A 19,612-nucleotide genomic window follows, 5' to 3' on the forward strand; every position below is an offset into this window, starting at 1 on the left:
CTCCGTCCGGCCCGCCGCCCGGTCAGCGGGTGCGGCCCTGCTCCATGGCTGCCCCCATCGCCTGGGCCCACTCCCACGGCGCAGCGGTTCCGCCGGGCTCCGAGTTGAAGTATTCCCAGGACGACATGCCGCCAAAATCCGGGTACTTGGCGGCCAGCGATGCCACCGTCTTATTGAGCACGGCAGGTTCCACAAACCCCTTTCCGTGCATGGGGTGGGTGCTGGTCCCCGCAACCACCTTGGCGGCCGGGAAAACACCCCGGGAAATGATGGCGTCATATTCGGCCGTGCTGTCCAGCACGCCCCAGCCGCAGTAAAACTGGGTGTTCATCCAGTCGATCTGGCCGCCGTGGGTGGCCCAGAGTTCCTCGTAGTCGAAGCCGGAGAGGTTTCCGCCGCCGGACAGGGCCGTGGCCACCGGGGCCAGCGTAATGATGAAGTCCGGGCCGAAGTCTGCGCGCAGTGCGTCGACCAGGTGGCGTGCACCCTCCACCGACATGTCCTCCTCGACATCCAGGTCGATCCCGTCCAGCCGGTACGTGCCGATGAGCTCGCGCAGCGGCGGGTAGTAGGTGCCGAAGGTGGCGGGTTCAAGCCGCTCGAAACTGCCCATCGCGGCCCCGCCCAGCATCCCGATCACGGCCACGCCCTGCTCCTGCACGGCGGCCAGCTCGGCCCACATCGCCTGGTTGTCGGGGTGGTCGGCGGGGTCGTCATTGAGCGTGATGTCCCCGGGCTCGGCGTTGACATGGATGGCACCCACAATGATGGCCGTCAGCTCCCGGCAGCGGCGTGCCAGTTCCACGGGGGACACCAGGGCCCCGTCCACCCGGTTCGTCTGGTAGTAGACCACCACGCGTCCGGGGGCGGCTGGGTTGAGGGGCGTAGCTGTCATGGCAATCCTTTACGACGTGGTGCCTGCCGGAAAATCCCGAAAAGGCGTCTCTGGTGATGGACTTAACTTATGCGCTTAAGCATAGAATAGTTATGCCGTGCGTCACAGCATTCCGCTCCCGGTGCCGCGCGTCCCCACAGACCTCATCCCTTCCTGACCTCCAAGGAACAGCCATGGAATTGCTGCCCCACAGCGGCCCCTCCCACACGCCCAGCTCGCGCCCGGGGCAGGGCTTCAACACCGCCTCCCCGTGGCGCTACGCCGTTTCCGCCAACGAGCCCAAGGACACGGCCGACGCAGGAGCCCCCTTGGGTGCGGAGCGCACGGTTCGCGCCGTGCTGCGGGAGGAAACGCACCGGATCGCGGCGGGCAGCACCCTGAGGTACTTCCTCTACCCGGCGTTTGCCGGCAATGACGACGACCCGGCAGGCGGCTACGGGGACTGCGCCGCCGCCGTCGACCTGGTCCTGGACGGCGGCACCCGCCTCTCGGAGACCGGGCTGGCGGACCAATACGGCTTCGGGGCCGGCGCGAAGGCGCAGGGCGAAGCCAAGACGCTCATCCCTGACCAGTGGAACATCCGCACCGTGGACCTCTCCGCGCTCGCGGGCCGCACAGTCACCGCCGTCGAGGCCGCCGTGCACCTGCCCGGTGGCGTGCCGGAGGCCGCGCTGGAAGGATGGATCGACGGCGTCGAGCTTTATGTGGCTGCCGATCCGGCGGGGGAGGGGCGCCCCAGTGACCACGTGCTGACCACGCGCGGCACGCATTCCTCCGGCGGGGTGTCGCGCGGCAACACGCTGCCGGCCGCGGCCGTGCCCTTCGGCTTCAACTTCATCACCCCCTGCACTGACGCCCGCACCACCCAGTGGGTCTACGCCTACCACCAGCACGACGTGGCCCCCGGGGTGAGTGCCCTGCAGGCCCTGAGCATCTCCCACCAGCCCAGCCCGTGGATGAACGACTACTCCGTGCTGCAGTTCATGCCCGGCACGGGCACCCCCGAGCTGGACCCTGCCACGCGCGCGCTGGCTTTCCGGCACGGCAACGAAGAGGCCGGGCCGCACCGCTACCGCGTCACCTTCGACAACGGCCTGGTGGCCACGGCTGCGCCCGCCGACCACTCCGTGGCGCTCCGCTTCGAGTACCCGGAGGGCACAGGCAACGACGGCGCAACGGGCGCCACCCTGCTGCTGGACCAGCTCGACAACAACGGCTCCCTGACCATCAGCACCGGAACCAACGGGCTGCCGGTGCTGTCCGGCTACGTGGACGGCAGCGAAAACTCCACCGCCCTGCGCATGTACTTTTACGCCGTGGCAGACCGCCCCGCCCTGGAATCCGGCATGTTCGACGCCGAACGCCCCGCCGGGTGGGTGCGGTTCGCACTGGATGAATCCCGCACCGTGAACGTCAAGGCGGCCACGTCCTTCATCAGCATCGCCCAGGCCCGCCACAGCCTGGCCCTGGAAATTCCCGACGGCGACGGCGTGGACCAGGTTGCGGCCCGCGCCAGGGAACTGTGGGACGCCAAGCTCGGCGCCGTCACCGTGCAGGGCGCCAGTGCGGACCAGCTCACCACGCTGTACTCCAACCTGTACCGGATGTTCCTGTACCCGAACTCGGCCAGCGAAAACGCGGGCACCACGGCTGAGCCCAAATGGCAGTACGCCAGCTTCCTCAAGCCCGCGGACGCCCACGGCGCCGAGGTGACCGGCGCGCAGCTGAACCCCGGCACCACCTTCGTCAACAACGGCTTCTGGGACACCTACCGCACGGAATGGCCGGCACTGTGCCTGCTGGACCCCGACCGGGCAGGGAACATGCTGGACGGCTTCGTGGAGCACTACCGCGACGGCGGCTGGACCCCCCGCTGGTCGGCACCCGGCTACTCGGATTGCATGGTGGGCACCAGCAGCGACCTGGTCTTTGCCGATGCCGCGCTCAACGGCGTGGGCGGCTTTGACCTGGCCGACGCCTACGATTCCGCGCTGCGCAACGCCACCGTGCCCTCCGGTGATTCCGCCACGGGCCGCAAGGGGCTGGACGTGGGCATCTTCACCGGCTGGATCCCCAGCGACGCCACGGACGAGGCCATGTCCTGGTCGCTGGAAAACGCCATCAGCGACTACGGCGTGGCCCGCTTCTCCGAACTGCTGCTGGAACGCGCCTCCGCGGAGGACCCCCGCCGCGCCGAGTATGCAGCCAACGCCGCCTACTTTGGCAACCGGGCCCGCGGCTACCGGCACCTCTTTGACCCGGCCACCGGCTTCTTCCAGGGCCGCAACAGCGGGGGCGCCTTCAGCCACGGCCCGGACACCTTCGACCCCCGCACCTGGGGGCACGACTACACGGAAACCAACGCCTGGGGCATGGCCTTCAGCGTGCCGCAGGACGGTGCCGGCCTGGCCGCACTCCACGGCGGCCGGAAGGGCCTGGAAGCGAAGCTGGACGAGTACTTCGCCACGCCCGAAACGGCCCGCCACGAGTTCAAGGGCTCCTACTGGGACGTGATCCATGAGATGACCGAGGCCCGCAACATCCGCATGGGCATGTTCGGCATCTCCAACCAACCGGCCCACCACGCCCCGTTCATGTACGCGTTCACGGACGCCCCGCACAAGACCCAGGCCATCACCCGCGAAAGCGTGGCCCGCCTCTTCACCGGCAGCGAGATCGGCCAGGGCTACCCCGGGGACGAGGACAACGGCGAAATGTCCGCCTGGTACGTCTTTGCCGCGCTTGGTTTCTACCCGCTGTCCCTGGCCTCGGGCGGTTTCATCCTCACGGCGCCGCTCTATGCCGACGCCTCGGTCCGGCTCGCCACCGGCAACACCATCACAGTCCGGGCCGCCAACCACGGCCCCGAAAACGTGTACATCCAGTCCCTCACCGTCAATGGCGAGCCGTGGCACAGCACCTTCATCGATCATGCAACCCTGGCCGCCGGCGCCACGCTGGACTTTGTGATGGGCGCGGAACCGTCCTCGTGGGGGTCGTCTGCCGAAGCAGCCCCGCCGTCACTGGACGCCCCCGGCGAAACCCGGGCTCCGGCGTCGGACCTCATAGCGCCCGACGGCGACATATCGGGGTCCGTGGACGCGCCGGAACTGCTGTTCAACAACACCTCCGAGGACGGCGTTTCCATGCCCGACGGCGGGTGGGCGGCCTATGCGCTCCAGGCACCCGCGGCCGTGACGCTGTATACCGTGACGGCCGGCCCGCAGCTCACCGGCTGGGTCCTGGAGGGCTCGCTGAACGGCGATGACTGGACAGTCCTGGACACCCGCAGCGGCGAATCGTTCCTGTGGGAGCGCCAGACCCGCCCGTTCCAGGTGTCCGGCTGGCCGGCCACCCATTTCCGGCTGACGGCGGCGGGCGCGGCAACCGTGTACCAGCTGGAACTTTTCGCCGGGCTGTAACCGGCAGGAACTTAAGGAATCATGAAGACATATTTGCGCAGTTCCGGATTCATCATCAGCCAGACGTTCCGGGCCTCGCCGCGCCGGACCGTGATCACCATCGCCCTGTCCCTGGTCATGTCAGCCATCCCCGCCATGCAGGTGCTGGCGATTGCGGCGCTGGTCAATTCCCTCAAGGGCGCCCACGCGATGGGCGACGTCATTGTCCCGCTGCTGTGGGTGGTGCTCATTGTCGGATTCACCGGCCCCGTGCGGGTGGCCTGCGCCACGATCCGCCTGATGGCCATGACCCGGGCCGCCGCGGCCATGCAGACCAGGCTCGCTCACAGGGTGGCCCGGATGCGTCCTTCGGAGCTGGTGAAGCCGGCCACCACCACGGCCATCGAGAAGCACAACCGGGCCATTTCCGAACAGGTCAGCTACCAGTTCGAATCCCTTGTGGCCGGCGTTTTGGAGCAGACGCTGGCCGTGGTGGGCGTCATCATCGCCCTCTTTGCCTTCAGCAAGCTGGCCGGGCTCCTGGTCCTGCTGGCGTTGGTCCCCACCATGGTTTCCGCCAAGATTCTGGGCGGCGTCCAGACCCGCATGTGGGAGAGCCTGGGCACCTTGTTTGGCCGGGAACGCTACCTGCGCGACCTGCTGGTGCGGGAAAAGACAGCCACGGAACTGTCGGGGCTGGGTACGGGAGAACGCGTGGCGGACATGGTCCGGAGCACGTGGACTGACGTGGTCGCGGCGCGGGACAAGCTGTCCAAGGCCGTGCTGGGCATGGACTGGGCCATCGGTGCCATCACCACCGTGCTGCTGGTCGGCGCCATGGGGGCCGTGGTGGTGGACATGCACTACGGGCCCGCGGCCGTGGCCGGCGTGTACGGGGTCATGGCCGCCATGGCGTCAGTGGGCGGTGCCGCCGGCTCCATTGGCGTCTCCGTGCAAAACTCGCCGCAATGCGAGGGGCTCCGGGTGTTTTTCGCCGATTCCGGCAAGCAAAAGCGCGGCGAACAGGTCATTGTCCCCACGGCCGAACGCCTGGCCGGGGCCAACATGCAGCACCGCTACCCGGGGGCGGCGGTTGACACGCTCCGGGATGTCAGCGTTGAGGCCCGCCGCGGCGAGATCATCGCGCTGGTGGGCGTGAATGGCGCTGGAAAAACCACCACCGTGAACGCCCTGCTGGGCCTGACCGAACTCTCCGGCGGGACAGTTTCGATTGACGGGCAGACGCAGGCGGAACTGTCCGAGGATGTCTGGCTGGGCTACTTCGGCCTGCTGACCCAGGAGTTTGGCCGCTACGAGATGACGATCCGGGAGGTGGTGTGCCTGGGCACCCCGCGCACCGGGATCACGGACGAGGAGGTGTGGGCGGCGCTGGAATCCGCCCGCGCCGCGGACCTGGTCCGCAAGTTCCCACTCGGCCTGGACACCCAGCTGGGCGAACAGTGGGGCGGGCTGGGCGTTTCCGGCGGGCAGTGGCAGCGCCTGGCCCTAGCCCGCATCTACCTGCGCGACCCCGCCATCTGGGTGCTGGACGAGCCGACGTCGGCCATTGACGCCGAGGCCGAACAGGACATCTTCCGGGAACTCGCCAGGACCCGCCACAACCGCATCACCATCGTGGTCTCCCACCGGGCCTGGACGCTGAAGGGCATGGACCGGATTTACGTGATCGACGGCGGCCGGGTGGTCCAGCGGGGCCGTTATGAAGAGCTCATGGCTGAGCCCGGCCGCTTCAGCGAGATATTCGCCGAACAGCTCGACGGCGGCGTCAGCCGGCGGCCGCCCGTGGACCAGGCCCTGGGTGTGGCTGCAACTTCCCGGTAGGCTGGCAGCGTGCCGGCCGGACAGGCCAGCGCCAGGTCCGATGGACAGGAGAGCATGATGTCCCCAACGACAGCGGCCGGAACCACGGCCGCCGAAGTAATGGCCGAGCTGGCCGCACTGGAGGACCCGCGGGCACGCGCCGTGAATGAGAAACACGGGGACGACCACGGGGTGAACCTGGGCAAGCTGCGGGCCATTGCAAAACGGCTCAAGCCCCAGCCCGAGCTGGCACGCGAACTCTGGGACACGGGGGACACCGTGGCCCGGCTCCTGTCGCTGCTGATCAGCCGCCCCAAGGCCTTCACAGCCGGGGAACTGGACACCATGATGCGCCAATCCAGCGTCCCCAAGGTCAACGACTGGTTTGTCAACTACGTGGTGAAGAAGGGCCCGCACACCGAGGAACTGCGCGTGGCCTGGTTCGCCGACCCCGACCCCGTGGTGGCGAGTGCGGGCTGGGGGCTGACCGGCGACCGCATTGCCAAGACACCCGGCGGACTGGACCTCCCGGGGCTGCTGGACCTCATCGAGGCGCACATGGCGGATGCCCCGGACCGGCTGCAGTGGGCCATGAACACCTGCCTGGCCCAGATCGGCATAGGGAACCCGGATCTGCGGGCCCGTGCCGTCGACATCGGCGAACGCCTGGGGGTCCTCAGGGACTACCCGACGCCGCCGAACTGCACCTCGCCTTTCGCGCCGCTGTGGATTGCCGAAATGGTGCGCCGGCAAGGCGGCCAGTAGCCCGGACGGGCGGCCTGGCGGCCCGGCCGGAAACCCCGGACGGGCCGCCTGCCTTGTGTGGGGCTCAGGCAATCTTCTTCCGGTAGGCGGCCATGGCGAAGAAGTACGCCACCACCAGGATGCCGACACACCAGACCAGCGCCACCCAGATGTTGCTCCCCACCGGCTGCTGCGCGAAAAGGTCGCGGATGGAGTTGACGATGGAGGTGACCGGCTGGTTTTCGGCAAACCAGCGCACCGGCCCCGGCATGGTGGCGGTGGGCACGAACGCCGAGCTGATGAACGGCAGGAAGATGATCGGGTAGGAGAAGGCGCTGGCGCCGTCCGCCGACGTCGCCGACAGCCCTGGGATCACAGCTATCCAGGTCAGCGCCAGCGTGAACAGCATCAGGATTCCGGCCACTGCCAGCCATGCCAGCGGGCCTGCCGGGCTGCGGAATCCCATGACCAGGGCCACGAGCACGACGACGACGATAGAGACCAGGTTGGCAACCAGGGACGTCAGCACGTGCGCCCACAGCACGGAGGAGCGGGCGATCGGCATGGACTGGAACCGCTCGAAGATGCCGCCCTTCATGTCCAGGAACAGCCGGAACGCCGTGTAGGAGATGCCGGAGGCAATGGTGATGAGAAGGATGCCCGGCAGCAGGTAGTTGACGTAGCTGCCGGAGCCGGTCTTGATGGCCCCGCCAAAAACGTAGACAAAGAGCAGCATGAAGGCGATCGGCATGATGGTGGTGGTGATGATCGTGTCCAGGCTGCGGCTGATGTGGCGCAGGGAGCGTCCCAGCAGCACGGCGGTGTCGCCGAAAAAGTGGGTTTTCATCGAATTCTCCTCAGTCCTTCTCGCCGACCAGGGCGAGGAAGACATCCTCGAGGGTCGGCTGCTTTTCAACGTATTCAACTTTGGCCGGCGGGAGCAGCGCCTTGAGCTCGGCCAAGGTGCCGTTGACGATGATCCGGCCCCCGTGCAGGATGGCTATCCTGTCCGCGAGCTGTTCGGCCTCGTCCAGGGTTTGCGTGGTGAGCAAAACCGTGGTGCCGTGCGCCGCGAGTTCGCGCACGGCGGCCCAGACCTCCAGGCGCGCCTGCGGGTCAAGCCCGGTGGTCGGCTCGTCGAGGAAGATCACGGGCGGGTTGCCGATAAGGCTCATCGAAATGTCCAGCCGCCGGCGCATGCCGCCCGAGTACTCGGAGACCTTCCGGGCGCCCGAATCGGCCAATGAGAACCGCTCGAGCAGCGCATCCGCAACGGCGCCGGGGTCCTTGACGTGCCGCAGCTTGGCAACCAGGACCAGGTTCTCCCGCCCGGTGAGGATTTCATCCACCGCCGCGAACTGGCCGGTGAGGCTGAACGACTCCCGCACCTGGGCGGGCTGGGAGGCGACGTCGAAGCCGTTGACCGCGGCAGCACCGGCGTCGGCCTTCAGGAGCGTGGCCAGGATCCTGACCACTGTGGTCTTGCCCGCCCCGTTCGATCCGAGCAGGGCAAAAACGCTTCCCTGCGCCACGTCAAAGTCCACGCCGCGCAGCACTTGCAAATCCTTGAATGACTTTTCCAGGCCCTCAACATGAATCACGGGTGCCTGGCCGCTGGTGGTTTCCATCTGCCTGTCCTTCCCTTCTGCGAAATTACTGTTCGCTGTCCGCGATGGCGTCGATGGAGTCGACCAGGCGCTTGCGCTCCTTGTTGATCCACTGCCCCTCCGAATAGTTCGCCAGGAATGAGTCCACGAACTCCACGGGGTCCGCCCCGACAATGGCGCGGACGGTGGTGCCGTCCGCGGCGCTCTGCTCGAAAAGGACCAGCAGGTCCTCCAGCATCAACAGCAGCGTGTCGCCCTTCGTGACGGCACCGAAGTACATGAGGTAGCGGTCCAGGGCCTCAATGGCCGTGCGGTAGTTTGGCGGCAGCGCCTTGATGCGCGCCTTGTACTGCCTGTACTGCTTCTTCTGCTCCAGCGAGCCGGCGACCAGCTCAATCCAGTTTGTTGCCATGGCTACTTTCCTTCCTCCTTGAGCTGTCCCAGCCTGTCCGCCAGGAAGCCCCATGTGGTCCAAAATTCCTCGAGATATTCGCGGCCCGGGACGTTGAGCGAATACACCTTGCGTGGCGGCCCCTTCTCGGAGGGAACCTTTTCCACCCCGACCAGGCCGTTGCGCTCAATCCGCACCAGCAGTGCATAGACGGTTCCTTCGGCGATGTCCGCGAAGCCCTGTTCCCGCAGCCGCGCTGTGATCTCATACCCGTAGGCAGGCCGCACTGACAGGATTGCCAGGACGATGCCCTCCAAGGTGCCCTTGAGCATCTCCGTCATTTGCTTGCCCATTCGGCGCCTCCCTTCACTACTTGGTGATACTAGCTACCAGTACATAGTAGCGTTAAGTAGCGATCGTGCAATACTTTTTTTTGAGGGACCCGGCAGGCCGTGCGGGAGGGGTTCGGATGGGGCCGGCCAGCGTTCTGCCGGCCTGCGGTCACTAGAATCAACGTGGATCAAAATCAGGATTGAGGACTATCCCATGCGCGCAACAATGATTTACGGACCCGGCGACATCAGGGTCGAGGACCGGGACTACCCCGCCATCAAGATGCCCGGCGATGCGGTGGTGAAGGTGGCCGCCGCCTGCGTGTGCGGCTCGGACCTGTGGCCGTACCGCGGCGTGAAGGCCCTCAGTGAACCCTCGGCGATCGGCCACGAATTCGTTGGCGTCGTGGAAAGTGTAGGGGCGGACGTGACCGGGCTGGGCGTGGGCGACTTTGTCATTGCGCCGTTCGTGGACAGCTGCGGCCAGTGCCCCCCGTGCCAAAACGGCGTGACCGTTGCCTGCGAGCACATTGCCGGCTGGGGCGACACCGATGAGCACGGCTTCTTCGTCGAAGGCGCCCAGGGGCAGGCAGTGCGCGTGCCGCAGGCCGAGGCCACCCTGGTCAAGGTGCCCGGCGTCACCGAACCCGACGACGCCCTGACGGCCAGCCTGCTGACACTCTCCGACGTCATGGCCACCGGCCACCACGCCGCCGTCAGCGCCAACGTGGGCCCAGGCCGGTCCGTGGTGGTGGTGGGCGACGGAGCCGTGGGCCTCTGCGGCGTGCTGGCAGCCAAGCGGCTGGGCGCCACGCGGATCATCGCGATGTCCCGCCATGAGGACAGGGCTGCGCTCGCCGTTCAGTTAGGCGCCACGGACGTGGTGGCCGAACGCGGGGACCTTGGCGTGGCCCAGGTCCGCGAACTGCTCGGCGGGGTGCTGGCCGACTCCGTGCTGGAATGCGTGGGCACGAAGGAGTCCATGGAACAGGCCCTCCACAGCACCCGGCCCGGCGGCAGCCTGGGATTCGTGGGCGTCCCCACGGGAGGGGCCGAAATCCCGCTGCGCTACCTGTTTGACTCCAACATCCACGTGGCCGGCGGCATGGCCTCGGCCAGGACCTACATCCCCGAACTGCTCAAGGACGTGCTGGCCGGCACCATCAATCCCGGCCTGGTCTTTGACTCCGTCATGGCGCTGGAGCAGGCTCCCGAGGCCTATCGGGCCATGGATGAACGGCGTGCCATCAAGGTCCTGCTCCGGCCGTAACGGCTGTCGCCCGCGGAACGCAAAATAATTCTGGACAAATAAATTATTCGGTGAGACACTGGTGTCATGTTGGAAGTGGCAGTCATCGAGGACGCGCAGGCGGCCGAGGCCTCGCTGGACCCCATCCGGGCCCGGCTCCTGGCTGAACTGCGAACCCCGGCCTCCGCGGCCACCGTGGCCGCGCGGATCGGCCTGCCGCGCCAAAAAGTGAACTACCACCTGAAAATGCTTGAACACCACGGGCTCGTGGCATTGGTCGAGGAGCGCCGCAAGGGCAATGTGACGGAACGGATCATGGGCGCCACGGCGCGCTCCTATGTGATCTCACCCGCCGCACTGCCCGGCGTCGCGCCTGACCCTGCGCTGGCACCCAACCGGGTTTCCGCCCGCTGGATGCTGGCCGTGGCCGCCCGCCTGGTCAACGATGTTGGATCGCTGATCACCGGGGCCGACAGGGCCAACAAGCGGCTGGCCACCTTCGCCCTGGACGGGGAACTGACCTTCGCCAGCGCGGCAGACCGGGCGGCCTTTGTCGCCGAACTCTCGGCCAGCGTGGCCGGGCTGGTGGAAAAGTACCACAGCGCAAACGCGGGCGGCGGGCGGAACCACCGCATCGTCGTCGCACTTCATCCCAGCGTCAAGGCGCCGGAAGCAGCACCCCCAATCACTGCCGGAACACCCGGCCGCACCAAGGAGCAATGATGGCCAAGGAATTCAAGATTGTGCACGAATCGGAGATTGACGGCACGCCGCAGCAGGTTTTTGACGCGGCAACGCTGGGCAACTCGGGCTGGCTGTGGCCCATGGAGGTGGAGCCCAAGCTGGGCGGCGTGGGCCCCTACGGCAGCACCGTCACCGTGTGGGAGCCGCCGCACCGCTTCGCCAACCACCTGGAGGGCGAGGGCGGCTTCTTCAACACCCTCGAATATGACATCTCCGAGCTCCCCGGCGGCAAGTCCTGGCTGCGCTACGTCCACAGCGGCGTCTTCTTCGAGGACTGGGACAACCAGTACGACGGCGCCGCCAAGCATACGGCGTTTTACCAGCACACCCTGGGCCAGTACGTGAAGTACTTTGCCGGGAAGCAGGCCGCGTTTGCCGACATCCAGGGGCCGGCCGCCTCCTCGTCCCCCGAGGCCTTCGAAGCCGTCAAGGCAGCCCTGGGGATTCACGACTCCGGAGCCGGGGGACATGTCAGCCTCACCATTGCGGGGGTCGGCACCGTGGACGCCGTGGTGGACTACCTGGATAAGAACTTCGTGGGGCTGCGCACCGAGGACGCCATGTACCGCTTCTTCGGCCGCAACGCCTTTGGCGCCGTGGTGGGCATGACCGTCCACCTTTTCGCGCCCGGGGCCGACGGCGAGGCCGCCGGAACAGCATGGGGTGCCTGGCTGAACGGGATTTACTCCTAGCCGCAGGGCGATAGGCTCGCTGCATGGCTGAAAACACCGACAATGCAGCAACCACCGGTCCGGACGGATCCGCCGGCGTGCAGGCGCCGTCCGCCGGCACCCCCGCGTCGTCCGCGACTCCCGCCGTCACCGATGACTTCACCTCCCGGAAGCATGCACTGGCATCCGGCCTGCGCTACACCAGCACGGCCGGCCGGCTGGTGCTGCGCCAGGAGGCCACCGAAGACGGCAAGGCGCAGGGCTTCAAGCCCAAGGCCGAGATTTTCATGGTCAGCTACGTCAGGGACCAGGAAACTGAGGCGGATGCGGCCGGGCCGTCTTCGCGTCCCGTCGTGTTTGCCTTCAACGGCGGCCCCGGCTCCTCCAGCGTGTGGCTGCACATTGGCCTGCTCGGCCCGCGCCGCGTGGACAGCGGCGACGTGGGCGCGCTGACGCCGGCACCGTTTGGCCTGGTGGACAACGCCAACACCATCCTGGAGCACGCCGACCTGGTCCTGATCGACCCCGTCAACACCGGCTTTTCCCGCGTGGTGGACGGCGGCACGGCGGACGAATTCCACGCGTTCGTGGAGGACCGCGACCTTGTGGCCGAGGTGGTCCGGCTCTGGACCACGCGCAACAACCGCTGGCTCAGCCCAAAGTACCTGGTGGGGGAGTCCTACGGCACGCTGCGGGCAGTGGCCGTTGCCGCGCGCCTCTTTGACGCCTACGGGCTGGCCGTCAACGGGCTGGGCCTGATCTCCACCGTGCTGAACCTTTCCACCCTGGACTTCCAGCCCGGCAACGACACCCCGTACGCACTGCACCTTCCCACCTACGCCGCCATCGCCCACTTCCACGGCCGCCACCCTGGCCGCGAGTTGGAGGACGTGGTGGCCGAGGCGGAGGACTTTGCCGGGCGCGAGTATGGCTGGGCCCTCACCCAAGGCGCCCGGCTCAGCGCAAGCGAGCTGGACGGCGTCGTACTTAAATTGGCGGAGCTGACAACACTGGGCGAGGACTTCATCCGGCAGTCAAATCTGCGCTGGGACTATTCGGAGTTTTCCGCCGAACTGCTGCGCGCGGAGGGACTCACGGTGGGGCGGATCGACGGCCGGTTCACGCAGCGGCACCTGCGCGGGCAGGCGTCGGTGAACTGGGACGACCCCTCCATGAACGCCATCACCGGCCCCTACGCCGCCGCCATCAACCACTATGTGCGCGCCGAGCTGGGCTACGAAAACGACCTCCCCTACGAGGTGCTGACCGGCCGCGTCCAGCCGTGGAGCTACAAGACCTTTGAGGGCGCGCCGGTGGATGTGACGGGGGATTTGGAACGGCTGCTGAACTACAACCCGGCCCTGCGCGTGCACGTGGACTACGGCTACCACGACGGCGCCACGCCCCACTTCGCGGCCGAATACGTGTGGGCGCACCTGAACATTTCAGACGAGGCCCGCGCCCGCTTCACACACCACTACCACCGGGCCGGGCACATGATGTACCTCAACGAGCAGTGCCGGGAGGACCAGCTGGCCGCGCTCGCGGAGTTCGTGGCGCCGCGGTAGGGGCTTTGTCCGTGCGAATCAGCTCCCCAGTGTCAGTGGGCCCCAGCCTCCGGTGCCGATCTGGGACCGGGCGCCGAAGCCGCCGGTGAGGATGGGGTAGTGCAGCAGGTTCCCGGCGCCGTCGCGGGCCAGGATGCCCCAGGCGTTGGTGCCGAGATGGTTGTAGATGCCGGACAGGTGCGTCATGCCGCCCCAGCCGGTGCCGATGACCCGCCGGGTTTCGCCCACGAAGCCGCCCGTGCCGGTGCCGCGGTAGAGCAGCAGCTGGCCGGCGGCGTTGCGGGCCGCCAGGTCCATCCGGCCGTCGCCGTCGAAGTCCAGGCCCATGATGGTCAGCGGGCCCCAGCCGTTGCCGATCTGCAGGCGCGGGGTGAAGCCGGCGCCGTTGAACGGGTAGTAAAAGAGGTTTCCGGTGGCGCGGTCCTTGGCGACGAGGCCCGGAAAGGCGTCCGAGGCGCGCCATTTGGCGGCAACAATGTCATACGGGCCCCAGCCGTTGCCAATGGCCTGCGGCGCCTTCAAGGTCCCGTTGGCCTGGCCGTAGCTGATGGTCAGCGCGCCCGATTTCCACACGGTGAGGATGTCCTGGAAGCCGTCGGAGTTCAGGTCCGTGATGGCCAGCTGCTGCACGCCCGTCCAGCCGGAGGAGACAAACTTGCGCTGCCACAGGTCCCCGCCCCTGGCTGAGGGGTAAATGAACAGGTTGCCTGCGGTGTCCACGGCGGCAATGTCGCCCGGATTGGCCACGGGTTGCGGCGGCGGCTGCGGCTGGTTGAGCCGCGAGGCGGCGTACCCCGCCAGGTTGGCCACTGTCACCGTCATGCCGCTCCAGCCGGATTTGGTGGTGACCACGTATCCGGCACCGACGTCCGTGGCGCGCGGGTCCAGCAGGGCAGCCCGGTGCGCAGGCGAGTTCATCCACCAGTCCACGGTTGCCTGGGCCGAGACGTTGATGGCAACGATCTCCGAGTACATGTCCGCCCCCGCCGGCAGGATGGAGAGCCCGCCGTCCGGGCGGTGCACCTTGGCCACGTCGAAGGTGCCGGCGTTGATGCGGCTGTTGAGGGTCCCCGCCCAGTCCTGGGAGCCCTTCGCAATGGTGGCGTTCCACACCAGGGGGCCCGCGCCGTTCTGCCACCGGTAGCTGTTCATCAGCTGCAAAACCTTGGCCAGATACGGATCGGCGGGCGGCGGAGGAGTCGTGGCGGCCAGTGCCGGCGCAATGCCGGTCCCGAGCAGGGCGGCCGCCAGCAGGAGGCTGGTCAGGAAACCGAGGAGTTTGCGCATGTGCGAAGCCTTGCTCTGGAAGTTTGGTCGGGGTTTGGTTTGCTGCGGAGCTTCTTACTGGTTTTGCGACGGGCGGGCGCCCCCATAGTACCCCGGAGGAAAAATACAGGAAACCTTCAGCCTGAATGTGCAGCCGGGCCAGGCGAGTGTGCATTCCTGCGCACGGTGTCTGCGCTAATGGCTGTTGTTACCGGTTGGTTTGCACTGCGATACTCAAGAAAACCACCCATTGTGCTTCATGTCACAGCCAGTGGATGGGCCCATTGTCAACGAAGACAGCGCGCCATGGCGCGAAGGAGAAAACATGAGTCAGAATGTTGGAGCCCGGCCATCCGTCAAGGAATCCGGGCTCCGCAAGGTGGTTGCGGCATCAATGGCCGGCACTGTGGTGGAGTGGTACGAGTTTTTCCTCTACGCCACGGCCGTCAGCCTGGTGTTCGGCAAAATGTTCTTTCCCAACGCCGGCTCCGTTCTGGACGGCATCATGGCAGGGTTCCTCACCTACGCCGTCGGCTTTGTTGCCCGGCCCATCGGCGGGATCGTCTTTGGCCACTTTGGCGACAAGTTCGGCCGGAAGAAGCTCCTGCAGCTGAGCATCATCATGGTGGGCATAGCCACGTTTGGCATGGGCTGCCTGCCCGGCTTTGACCAGGTGGGCTACTGGGCCCCCGCACTGCTGGTGGCGCTGCGCTTCATCCAGGGCTTCGCCGTCGGCGGTGAATGGGGAGGAGCCGTGCTGCTGGTGGCCGAGCACAGCCCGGACAAGTCCCGCGGCTTCTGGTCCTCCTGGCCGCAGTCCGCCGTGCCCATGGGCAACCTGCTCGCCACCACGGTGCTGCTGGTGCTTTCCTCCACGCTGAGCGAGGCGGCGTTCCTGAGCTGGGGCTGGCGCGTGGCCTTCTGGCTCTCCGCCGTGATTGTGCTCATCGGCTACTACATCCGCACCAAGGTCAACGATGCACCCATCTTCCTCAAGGCGCAGGAAGAAATGGAAAACAACCCCAATGCCGGCTACGGCGTGTTCGAGGTCTTCCGCCGCTACCCGCGGGGCGTGTTCACTGCCATGGGCCTGCGTTTCGCCGAGAATATCCTGTACTACCTGGTGGTCACCTTCTCCATCACGTACCTGAAGATCATCGTTGACATTGACACCTCGAGGATCCTGCTGCTGCTCCTGGTGGCACACGGCATCCACTTCTTCGTGGTTCCCACGGTGGGCAGGCTCTCCGATGCGATCGGCCGCAAGCCCACCTACATGCTCGGGGCCATCACCGGCGCCACGTGGGGCTTCTTCGCTTTCCCCATGATGGACACAAAGAACGATTTCCTCATCCTGGCCTCCGTCACCATCGGGCTGGTGTTCCACGCCCTCATGTACGCCGGCCAGCCCTCCATCATGGCCGAGATGTTCCCCACCCGCATGCGCTACTCCGGCGTCTCCCTGGGCTACCAGGTCACCTCCATCGTGGCCGGTTCCATTGCCCCCTTCATCGCCACCGCCCTGGTGCAGCACTACCATTCCTCGGTCCCCGTGGCCATCTACCTGCTGGGTGCCTGTGTTGTTACGGCCGTGGCTGTGCTATTCCTGAAGGAAACCAAGGGGGTCTCCCTGCAGGACATTGACGACGCCGATGCCGCCGGCACGCTGGCGATCGCCCGTACCGCTGCAGGCACGTCAGCAACGAAAGTGGGTTAGCCATGGCAGGGAACGAAACTGTGGATCCGGCAGGGGCGGGCGAGGCGCGGGCAACCGTCGTCGGGCGCGTCACGGGGGCCGTTCTCCCGGCAGCCGGGGTCCCGGCAGGCAGCCTGTCCGGCAGCCTGTCCGGCAGGCGGGCGCTAGTCACCGGCGGTGCCGGCGGGCTCGGGTCCGCAACCGCCCGTGCGGTTGCGGCCCGCGGAGCCTACGTGATCGTTGCGGACCGGGACGGGGCCGGGGCGGCCGCCGTCGCCGCCGAAGTGGGCGGCGAGTCCTGGGAGCTGGACCTGCTGGACACCTCCGCCCTTGAATCGCTCACCCTGGACGTGGACATCCTGGTCAACAACGCCGGCATCCAGACCATCAGCCCTATCGAGGATTTCGACCCGGCAGCGTTCCGGCGCATCCTGACCATCATGTTGGAGGCGCCGTTCCTGCTGGTGCGGGCAGCCCTGCCGCATATGTACGCCCAGGGGCATGGACGGATCATCAACATGTCCTCCATCCACGGGCTGCGGGCGTCGTCGTTCAAGTCCGCGTACGTGTCGGCCAAGCACGGTCTTGAGGGGCTGTCCAAGGTGACGGCCCGCGAGGGCGGCGCCCACGGGGTCACGAGCAATTGCGTCAACCCCGGCTACGTCCGCACGCCCCTCGTTGAAGGGCAGGTGGCCGACCAGGCCAAGACGCACGGGATTCCCGAATCGCAGGTGCTCGGCGAGGTGATGCTGGCCAACAGCGCCATCAAGCGCCTGGTGGAACCGGACGAGGTGGCCGGGCTGGTGGCCTGGCTTGCCTCCGACCAGGCCGCCATGGTCACCGGCGCCTCCTACGTGATGGACGGCGGCTGGACCGCCTAACGACGCTCGGTTGCAATCGGGCCCTCTTTTTCCGACGCTCGGTTGCAATCGGGGCAATATTCGCAAACGCTCCTTCACCAAGTGGGGGAGCGTTTGCTTCGCGTGCCCCGTTTGCAACCGAGGGATGGGGAAAATGGCCCCGTTTGTGCGGGAGGGATGGGGAAAATGGCCCCGTTTGCAACCGAGGGATGGGGAAAATGGCCCCGTTTGTGCGGGAGGGATGGGGAAAATGGCCCCGTTGGTGCGGGAGGGATGGGGAAAGTGGCCCCGTTGGTGCGGGAGGGATGGGGAAAATGGCCCCGTTTGCAACCGAGGGATGGTCAGGCGGGGAGGAGGCGGTGCTGCTGGCGGCGGGTCTCCCGGAGCAGGGCAGCCACCACGGCCTGCACGGCCGGGGACCGCAGCGATTCGGGGCGGGCGGCGGCCCAGTACTGCACCCGCTGCTCCACCTCCCCGGGCAGCACCCGGACAAAGCCCTCCTGCCCGTCGGCCATGAACGCCGGCAGCATGCCAATGCCGGCGTTGGCCCGGACGGCCTCAATCTGGGCAAACACGCTGGTGGACTGGAATTCGGCCGGTGCGGAAGTGGAGCGGTGGTGGCGCTGGGCCAGCTCGGCCACCTGCAGCGTGGACTCGACGTAGGAGATGAAACGGTGGTCCTTGAGCCCCGCCTCGCTGCCTGGCAGCCCGTGCGCCTCCACGTACCCCCTCCCCGCATACAGCCGCAGCGTGTAATCGGTCAGGAAGATGACCTCCGCCCGGCCTGCATCGACGCTGCCGGCCACCACCTCCAGGTCAACCCCCGAGCGGTTCCGGCTCAATTTTCGCGTGGCGCTGAGCAGTTCCACGCGCAGCAGCGGATGGTCCAGCTGCAGCCGCACCAGAGCCGGGGTGGCAATCAGGGCGCCGAAGCCGTCTGACGTGCTGACCCGCACCACGCCGGAAACAATGTCCTTTCCCTGCCCCAGGCCTGAAGAGAGCAGGGTGAGGTTTTGCTCAATCCCTTCCGCGGCACTGACGGCGGCCCGGCCCAGCTCGGTCAGCTCCCACCCCTGCGGCGTGCGCTCCAGCGTGCGCCCGCCCAACTGCTTGTCCAGGGCCAGGATGCGCCGGGACACCGTGGTGTGGGTGATCTCCAGGGCATCCGCCACGGCGGTAAAGCGGCCCAGCCGGGCAACTGTCAGCAGGATCAACAGGTCATCCGGGTTCGGAAACCTCTTAAAGTCCATCCAGCATCCCTCCATATGTACGGGCCGGATCCCCGGCCGGCCGGCAAAGTGCATCCATGCACATGGCGTCTGCCATTTTTGGTCTTGTTTGCACTCTAACAGGGTGTGATGGTTGTCATATCCGGTAAAAAATTGGGCCGGGGCATAATGGGAACAGTGAGCAAAGGGGCTTCATCATGGCAACAGTGGCGTGGATTGGATTGGGCAACATGGGCGGGCCCATGACTGCCAACATGGTCAAGGCCGGCCACGCCGTTCGGGGCTTCGACCTCAGCACGCACGCACTCGAGGCCGCCGTCGCCCACGGGGTCACCGCCACCGCCTCGATTGCGGAGGCAGTCCAGGGCGCCGACGTCGTATTTACCATGCTTCCCAAGGGTGACCACGTCCGCAGCGTCTACTTTGGCGAGGCCGGCATCCTGGCCCATGCCGCCAAGGAAACCCTCCTCATTGACTCCTCCACCATCGACATTGAGTCCGCCCAGGCCGTGCACGACGCCGCTGCTGCCGCCGGCTTCCGCTTTGTGGACGCCCCGGTCTCGGGAGGCATGAGCGGCGCGGCCGCCGGAACCCTCACCTTCATGATCGGCGGCGAGTCAGGCGCCGTGGCCGAGGCGTCCGGGTACATCGAGCCCATGTCCGCAAACATCATCCCCACGGGCGGCGCCACCACCGGCCAGGCCGCCAAGATCTGCAACAACCTGATGCTGTTCATCAACCTGGCCTCCACATCCGAAGGCGCCGTGCTGGCGGACCGGCTGGGCCTGGACAAGCAGGTCTTTTGGGACATTGCCTCCGTCTCCTCCGGCGACAGCTGGGCGCTGCGCACCTGGTACCCGCTGGCAGGGGTGGTCCCCACCGCTGCCTCCAACAACGGCTTTGCCCCCACGTTCACCGCCGAACTGGCCAACAAGGACATCGGCCTGGCCATTGCGGCCGCCCGGAGCACCGAGACGCCGCTTGAGATCGGCGAGCACGTCCAGCAGCTGTTCCAGCGCCTGATCGACGGCGGCCAGGGCGCCAAGGACTGCACCATGATTGTGTCCCTGGTGGACGGCTCCCTCGCAGCCCCGGCCGTGCCCGCATCCGCCACAGCCCTTTCCTAGGAAGGTTATTG

Annotated in this window: 17 protein-coding genes; 10 read left to right on the top strand and 7 right to left on the bottom strand. The window is 67.0% G+C overall.

Annotated features, from left to right (window positions below; translation table 11 throughout):
- Positions 1-22: 22 nt before the first annotated feature.
- Positions 23-895 carry a glycosyl hydrolase family 18 protein gene (locus G6N77_RS11195; RefSeq protein WP_165182253.1) on the bottom strand — a complete coding sequence of 291 codons (873 nt, stop codon included), beginning with the start codon at positions 893-895 and terminating at the stop codon, positions 23-25.
- 173 nt (positions 896-1,068) lie between these two features.
- On the opposite strand from G6N77_RS11195, the gene G6N77_RS11200 reads away from it, so the two are divergent.
- From G6N77_RS11200 to G6N77_RS11210, 3 genes are read left to right on the top strand one after another with little or no spacing between them, the layout of a single operon-like run.
- Positions 1,069-4,317 carry a GH92 family glycosyl hydrolase gene (locus tag G6N77_RS11200; protein ID WP_165182254.1) on the top strand — a complete coding sequence of 1,083 codons (3,249 nt, stop codon included), beginning with the start codon at positions 1,069-1,071 and terminating at the stop codon, positions 4,315-4,317.
- Between the two features lie 21 nt (positions 4,318-4,338).
- A complete protein-coding gene (locus G6N77_RS11205; protein ID WP_165182255.1) occupies positions 4,339-6,138 on the top strand; it encodes an ATP-binding cassette domain-containing protein in 1,800 nt (599 codons plus the stop codon).
- Positions 6,139-6,195: 57 nt separating this feature from the next.
- Positions 6,196-6,882, top strand: coding sequence for a DNA alkylation repair protein (locus tag G6N77_RS11210; protein ID WP_165182297.1), 687 nt, complete (start codon positions 6,196-6,198; stop codon positions 6,880-6,882).
- Between the two features lie 64 nt (positions 6,883-6,946).
- Here G6N77_RS11210 and G6N77_RS11215 read toward each other — a convergent pair whose 3' ends face one another.
- From G6N77_RS11215 to G6N77_RS11230, 4 genes are read right to left on the bottom strand one after another with little or no spacing between them, the layout of a single operon-like run.
- Positions 6,947-7,708, bottom strand: coding sequence for an ABC transporter permease (locus G6N77_RS11215; protein WP_165182256.1), 762 nt, complete (start codon positions 7,706-7,708; stop codon positions 6,947-6,949).
- A gap of 10 nt (positions 7,709-7,718) precedes the next feature.
- On the bottom strand, positions 7,719-8,489 hold the full coding sequence (locus G6N77_RS11220) for an ABC transporter ATP-binding protein (protein WP_165182257.1): 771 nt from the start codon (positions 8,487-8,489) through the stop codon (positions 7,719-7,721).
- A 25-nt stretch (positions 8,490-8,514) separates the two neighbouring features.
- Positions 8,515-8,880, bottom strand: coding sequence for a DUF1048 domain-containing protein (locus G6N77_RS11225; RefSeq protein ID WP_165182258.1), 366 nt, complete (start codon positions 8,878-8,880; stop codon positions 8,515-8,517).
- Between the two features lie 2 nt (positions 8,881-8,882).
- On the bottom strand, positions 8,883-9,212 hold the full coding sequence (locus G6N77_RS11230; RefSeq protein WP_165182259.1) for a PadR family transcriptional regulator: 330 nt from the start codon (positions 9,210-9,212) through the stop codon (positions 8,883-8,885).
- A gap of 193 nt (positions 9,213-9,405) precedes the next feature.
- Here G6N77_RS11230 and G6N77_RS11235 point away from each other — a divergent pair, with 193 nt between their 5' ends.
- The 4 genes from G6N77_RS11235 to G6N77_RS11250 all read left to right on the top strand — a co-directional run bounded on the left by G6N77_RS11235 (position 9,406) and on the right by G6N77_RS11250 (position 13,423).
- A complete protein-coding gene (locus G6N77_RS11235; RefSeq protein ID WP_165182260.1) occupies positions 9,406-10,461 on the top strand; it encodes a zinc-dependent alcohol dehydrogenase family protein in 1,056 nt (351 codons plus the stop codon).
- Positions 10,462-10,527: 66 nt separating this feature from the next.
- Entirely contained in the window at positions 10,528-11,163 is a 636-nt protein-coding gene (locus G6N77_RS11240; protein WP_205678222.1) for a winged helix-turn-helix domain-containing protein, read from the top strand.
- Positions 11,160-11,876: an SRPBCC family protein gene (locus G6N77_RS11245; protein ID WP_205678223.1), complete on the top strand. Its 717-nt coding sequence runs from the start codon at positions 11,160-11,162 to the stop codon at positions 11,874-11,876. Before G6N77_RS11240 ends, G6N77_RS11245 begins: the two co-directional genes overlap by 4 nt.
- A 23-nt stretch (positions 11,877-11,899) precedes the next feature.
- A complete protein-coding gene (locus G6N77_RS11250; RefSeq protein WP_165182261.1) occupies positions 11,900-13,423 on the top strand; it encodes a S10 family peptidase in 1,524 nt (507 codons plus the stop codon).
- Between the two features lie 18 nt (positions 13,424-13,441).
- On the opposite strand, the gene G6N77_RS11255 is transcribed toward G6N77_RS11250, so the two are convergent.
- Positions 13,442-14,710: a CAP domain-containing protein gene (locus G6N77_RS11255; protein WP_165182262.1), complete on the bottom strand. Its 1,269-nt coding sequence runs from the start codon at positions 14,708-14,710 to the stop codon at positions 13,442-13,444.
- A 304-nt stretch (positions 14,711-15,014) separates the two neighbouring features.
- Between G6N77_RS11255 and G6N77_RS11260 the strand changes: the two genes are divergently transcribed.
- Both G6N77_RS11260 and G6N77_RS11265 read left to right on the top strand, forming a co-directional pair.
- On the top strand, positions 15,015-16,406 hold the full coding sequence (locus G6N77_RS11260) for an MFS transporter (protein WP_165182263.1): 1,392 nt from the start codon (positions 15,015-15,017) through the stop codon (positions 16,404-16,406).
- Positions 16,407-16,519: 113 nt separating this feature from the next.
- On the top strand, positions 16,520-17,266 hold the full coding sequence (locus tag G6N77_RS11265) for a 3-hydroxybutyrate dehydrogenase (RefSeq protein ID WP_165182300.1): 747 nt from the start codon (positions 16,520-16,522) through the stop codon (positions 17,264-17,266).
- A gap of 320 nt (positions 17,267-17,586) precedes the next feature.
- On the opposite strand, the gene G6N77_RS11270 is transcribed toward G6N77_RS11265, so the two are convergent.
- Positions 17,587-18,495 (bottom strand): LysR family transcriptional regulator, encoded by a 909-nt coding sequence (locus tag G6N77_RS11270; protein WP_165182264.1) that lies wholly within the window; start codon positions 18,493-18,495, stop codon positions 17,587-17,589.
- A gap of 176 nt (positions 18,496-18,671) precedes the next feature.
- Here G6N77_RS11270 and mmsB point away from each other — a divergent pair, with 176 nt between their 5' ends.
- On the top strand, positions 18,672-19,601 hold the full coding sequence (mmsB, locus tag G6N77_RS11275) for a 3-hydroxyisobutyrate dehydrogenase (RefSeq protein ID WP_165182265.1): 930 nt from the start codon (positions 18,672-18,674) through the stop codon (positions 19,599-19,601).
- Positions 19,602-19,612: the final 11 nt, after the last annotated feature.

The organism is Arthrobacter silviterrae, assembly GCF_011045165.1.
Taxonomy (GTDB): domain Bacteria; phylum Actinomycetota; class Actinomycetes; order Actinomycetales; family Micrococcaceae; genus Specibacter; species Specibacter silviterrae.

Coding starts and splice junctions, on each gene's coding strand:
- G6N77_RS11195 (WP_165182253.1), bottom strand. CDS start 895: ATGACAGCTACGCCCCTCAACCCAGCCGCCCCCGGACGCGTGGTGGTC.
- G6N77_RS11200 (WP_165182254.1), top strand. CDS start 1,069: ATGGAATTGCTGCCCCACAGCGGCCCCTCCCACACGCCCAGCTCGCGC.
- G6N77_RS11205 (WP_165182255.1), top strand. CDS start 4,339: ATGAAGACATATTTGCGCAGTTCCGGATTCATCATCAGCCAGACGTTC.
- G6N77_RS11210 (WP_165182297.1), top strand. CDS start 6,196: ATGTCCCCAACGACAGCGGCCGGAACCACGGCCGCCGAAGTAATGGCC.
- G6N77_RS11215 (WP_165182256.1), bottom strand. CDS start 7,708: ATGAAAACCCACTTTTTCGGCGACACCGCCGTGCTGCTGGGACGCTCC.
- G6N77_RS11220 (WP_165182257.1), bottom strand. CDS start 8,489: ATGGAAACCACCAGCGGCCAGGCACCCGTGATTCATGTTGAGGGCCTG.
- G6N77_RS11225 (WP_165182258.1), bottom strand. CDS start 8,880: ATGGCAACAAACTGGATTGAGCTGGTCGCCGGCTCGCTGGAGCAGAAG.
- G6N77_RS11230 (WP_165182259.1), bottom strand. CDS start 9,212: ATGGGCAAGCAAATGACGGAGATGCTCAAGGGCACCTTGGAGGGCATC.
- G6N77_RS11235 (WP_165182260.1), top strand. CDS start 9,406: ATGCGCGCAACAATGATTTACGGACCCGGCGACATCAGGGTCGAGGAC.
- G6N77_RS11240 (WP_205678222.1), top strand. CDS start 10,528: ATGTTGGAAGTGGCAGTCATCGAGGACGCGCAGGCGGCCGAGGCCTCG.
- G6N77_RS11245 (WP_205678223.1), top strand. CDS start 11,160: ATGATGGCCAAGGAATTCAAGATTGTGCACGAATCGGAGATTGACGGC.
- G6N77_RS11250 (WP_165182261.1), top strand. CDS start 11,900: ATGGCTGAAAACACCGACAATGCAGCAACCACCGGTCCGGACGGATCC.
- G6N77_RS11255 (WP_165182262.1), bottom strand. CDS start 14,710: ATGCGCAAACTCCTCGGTTTCCTGACCAGCCTCCTGCTGGCGGCCGCC.
- G6N77_RS11260 (WP_165182263.1), top strand. CDS start 15,015: ATGAGTCAGAATGTTGGAGCCCGGCCATCCGTCAAGGAATCCGGGCTC.
- G6N77_RS11270 (WP_165182264.1), bottom strand. CDS start 18,495: ATGGACTTTAAGAGGTTTCCGAACCCGGATGACCTGTTGATCCTGCTG.
- mmsB (WP_165182265.1), top strand. CDS start 18,672: ATGGCAACAGTGGCGTGGATTGGATTGGGCAACATGGGCGGGCCCATG.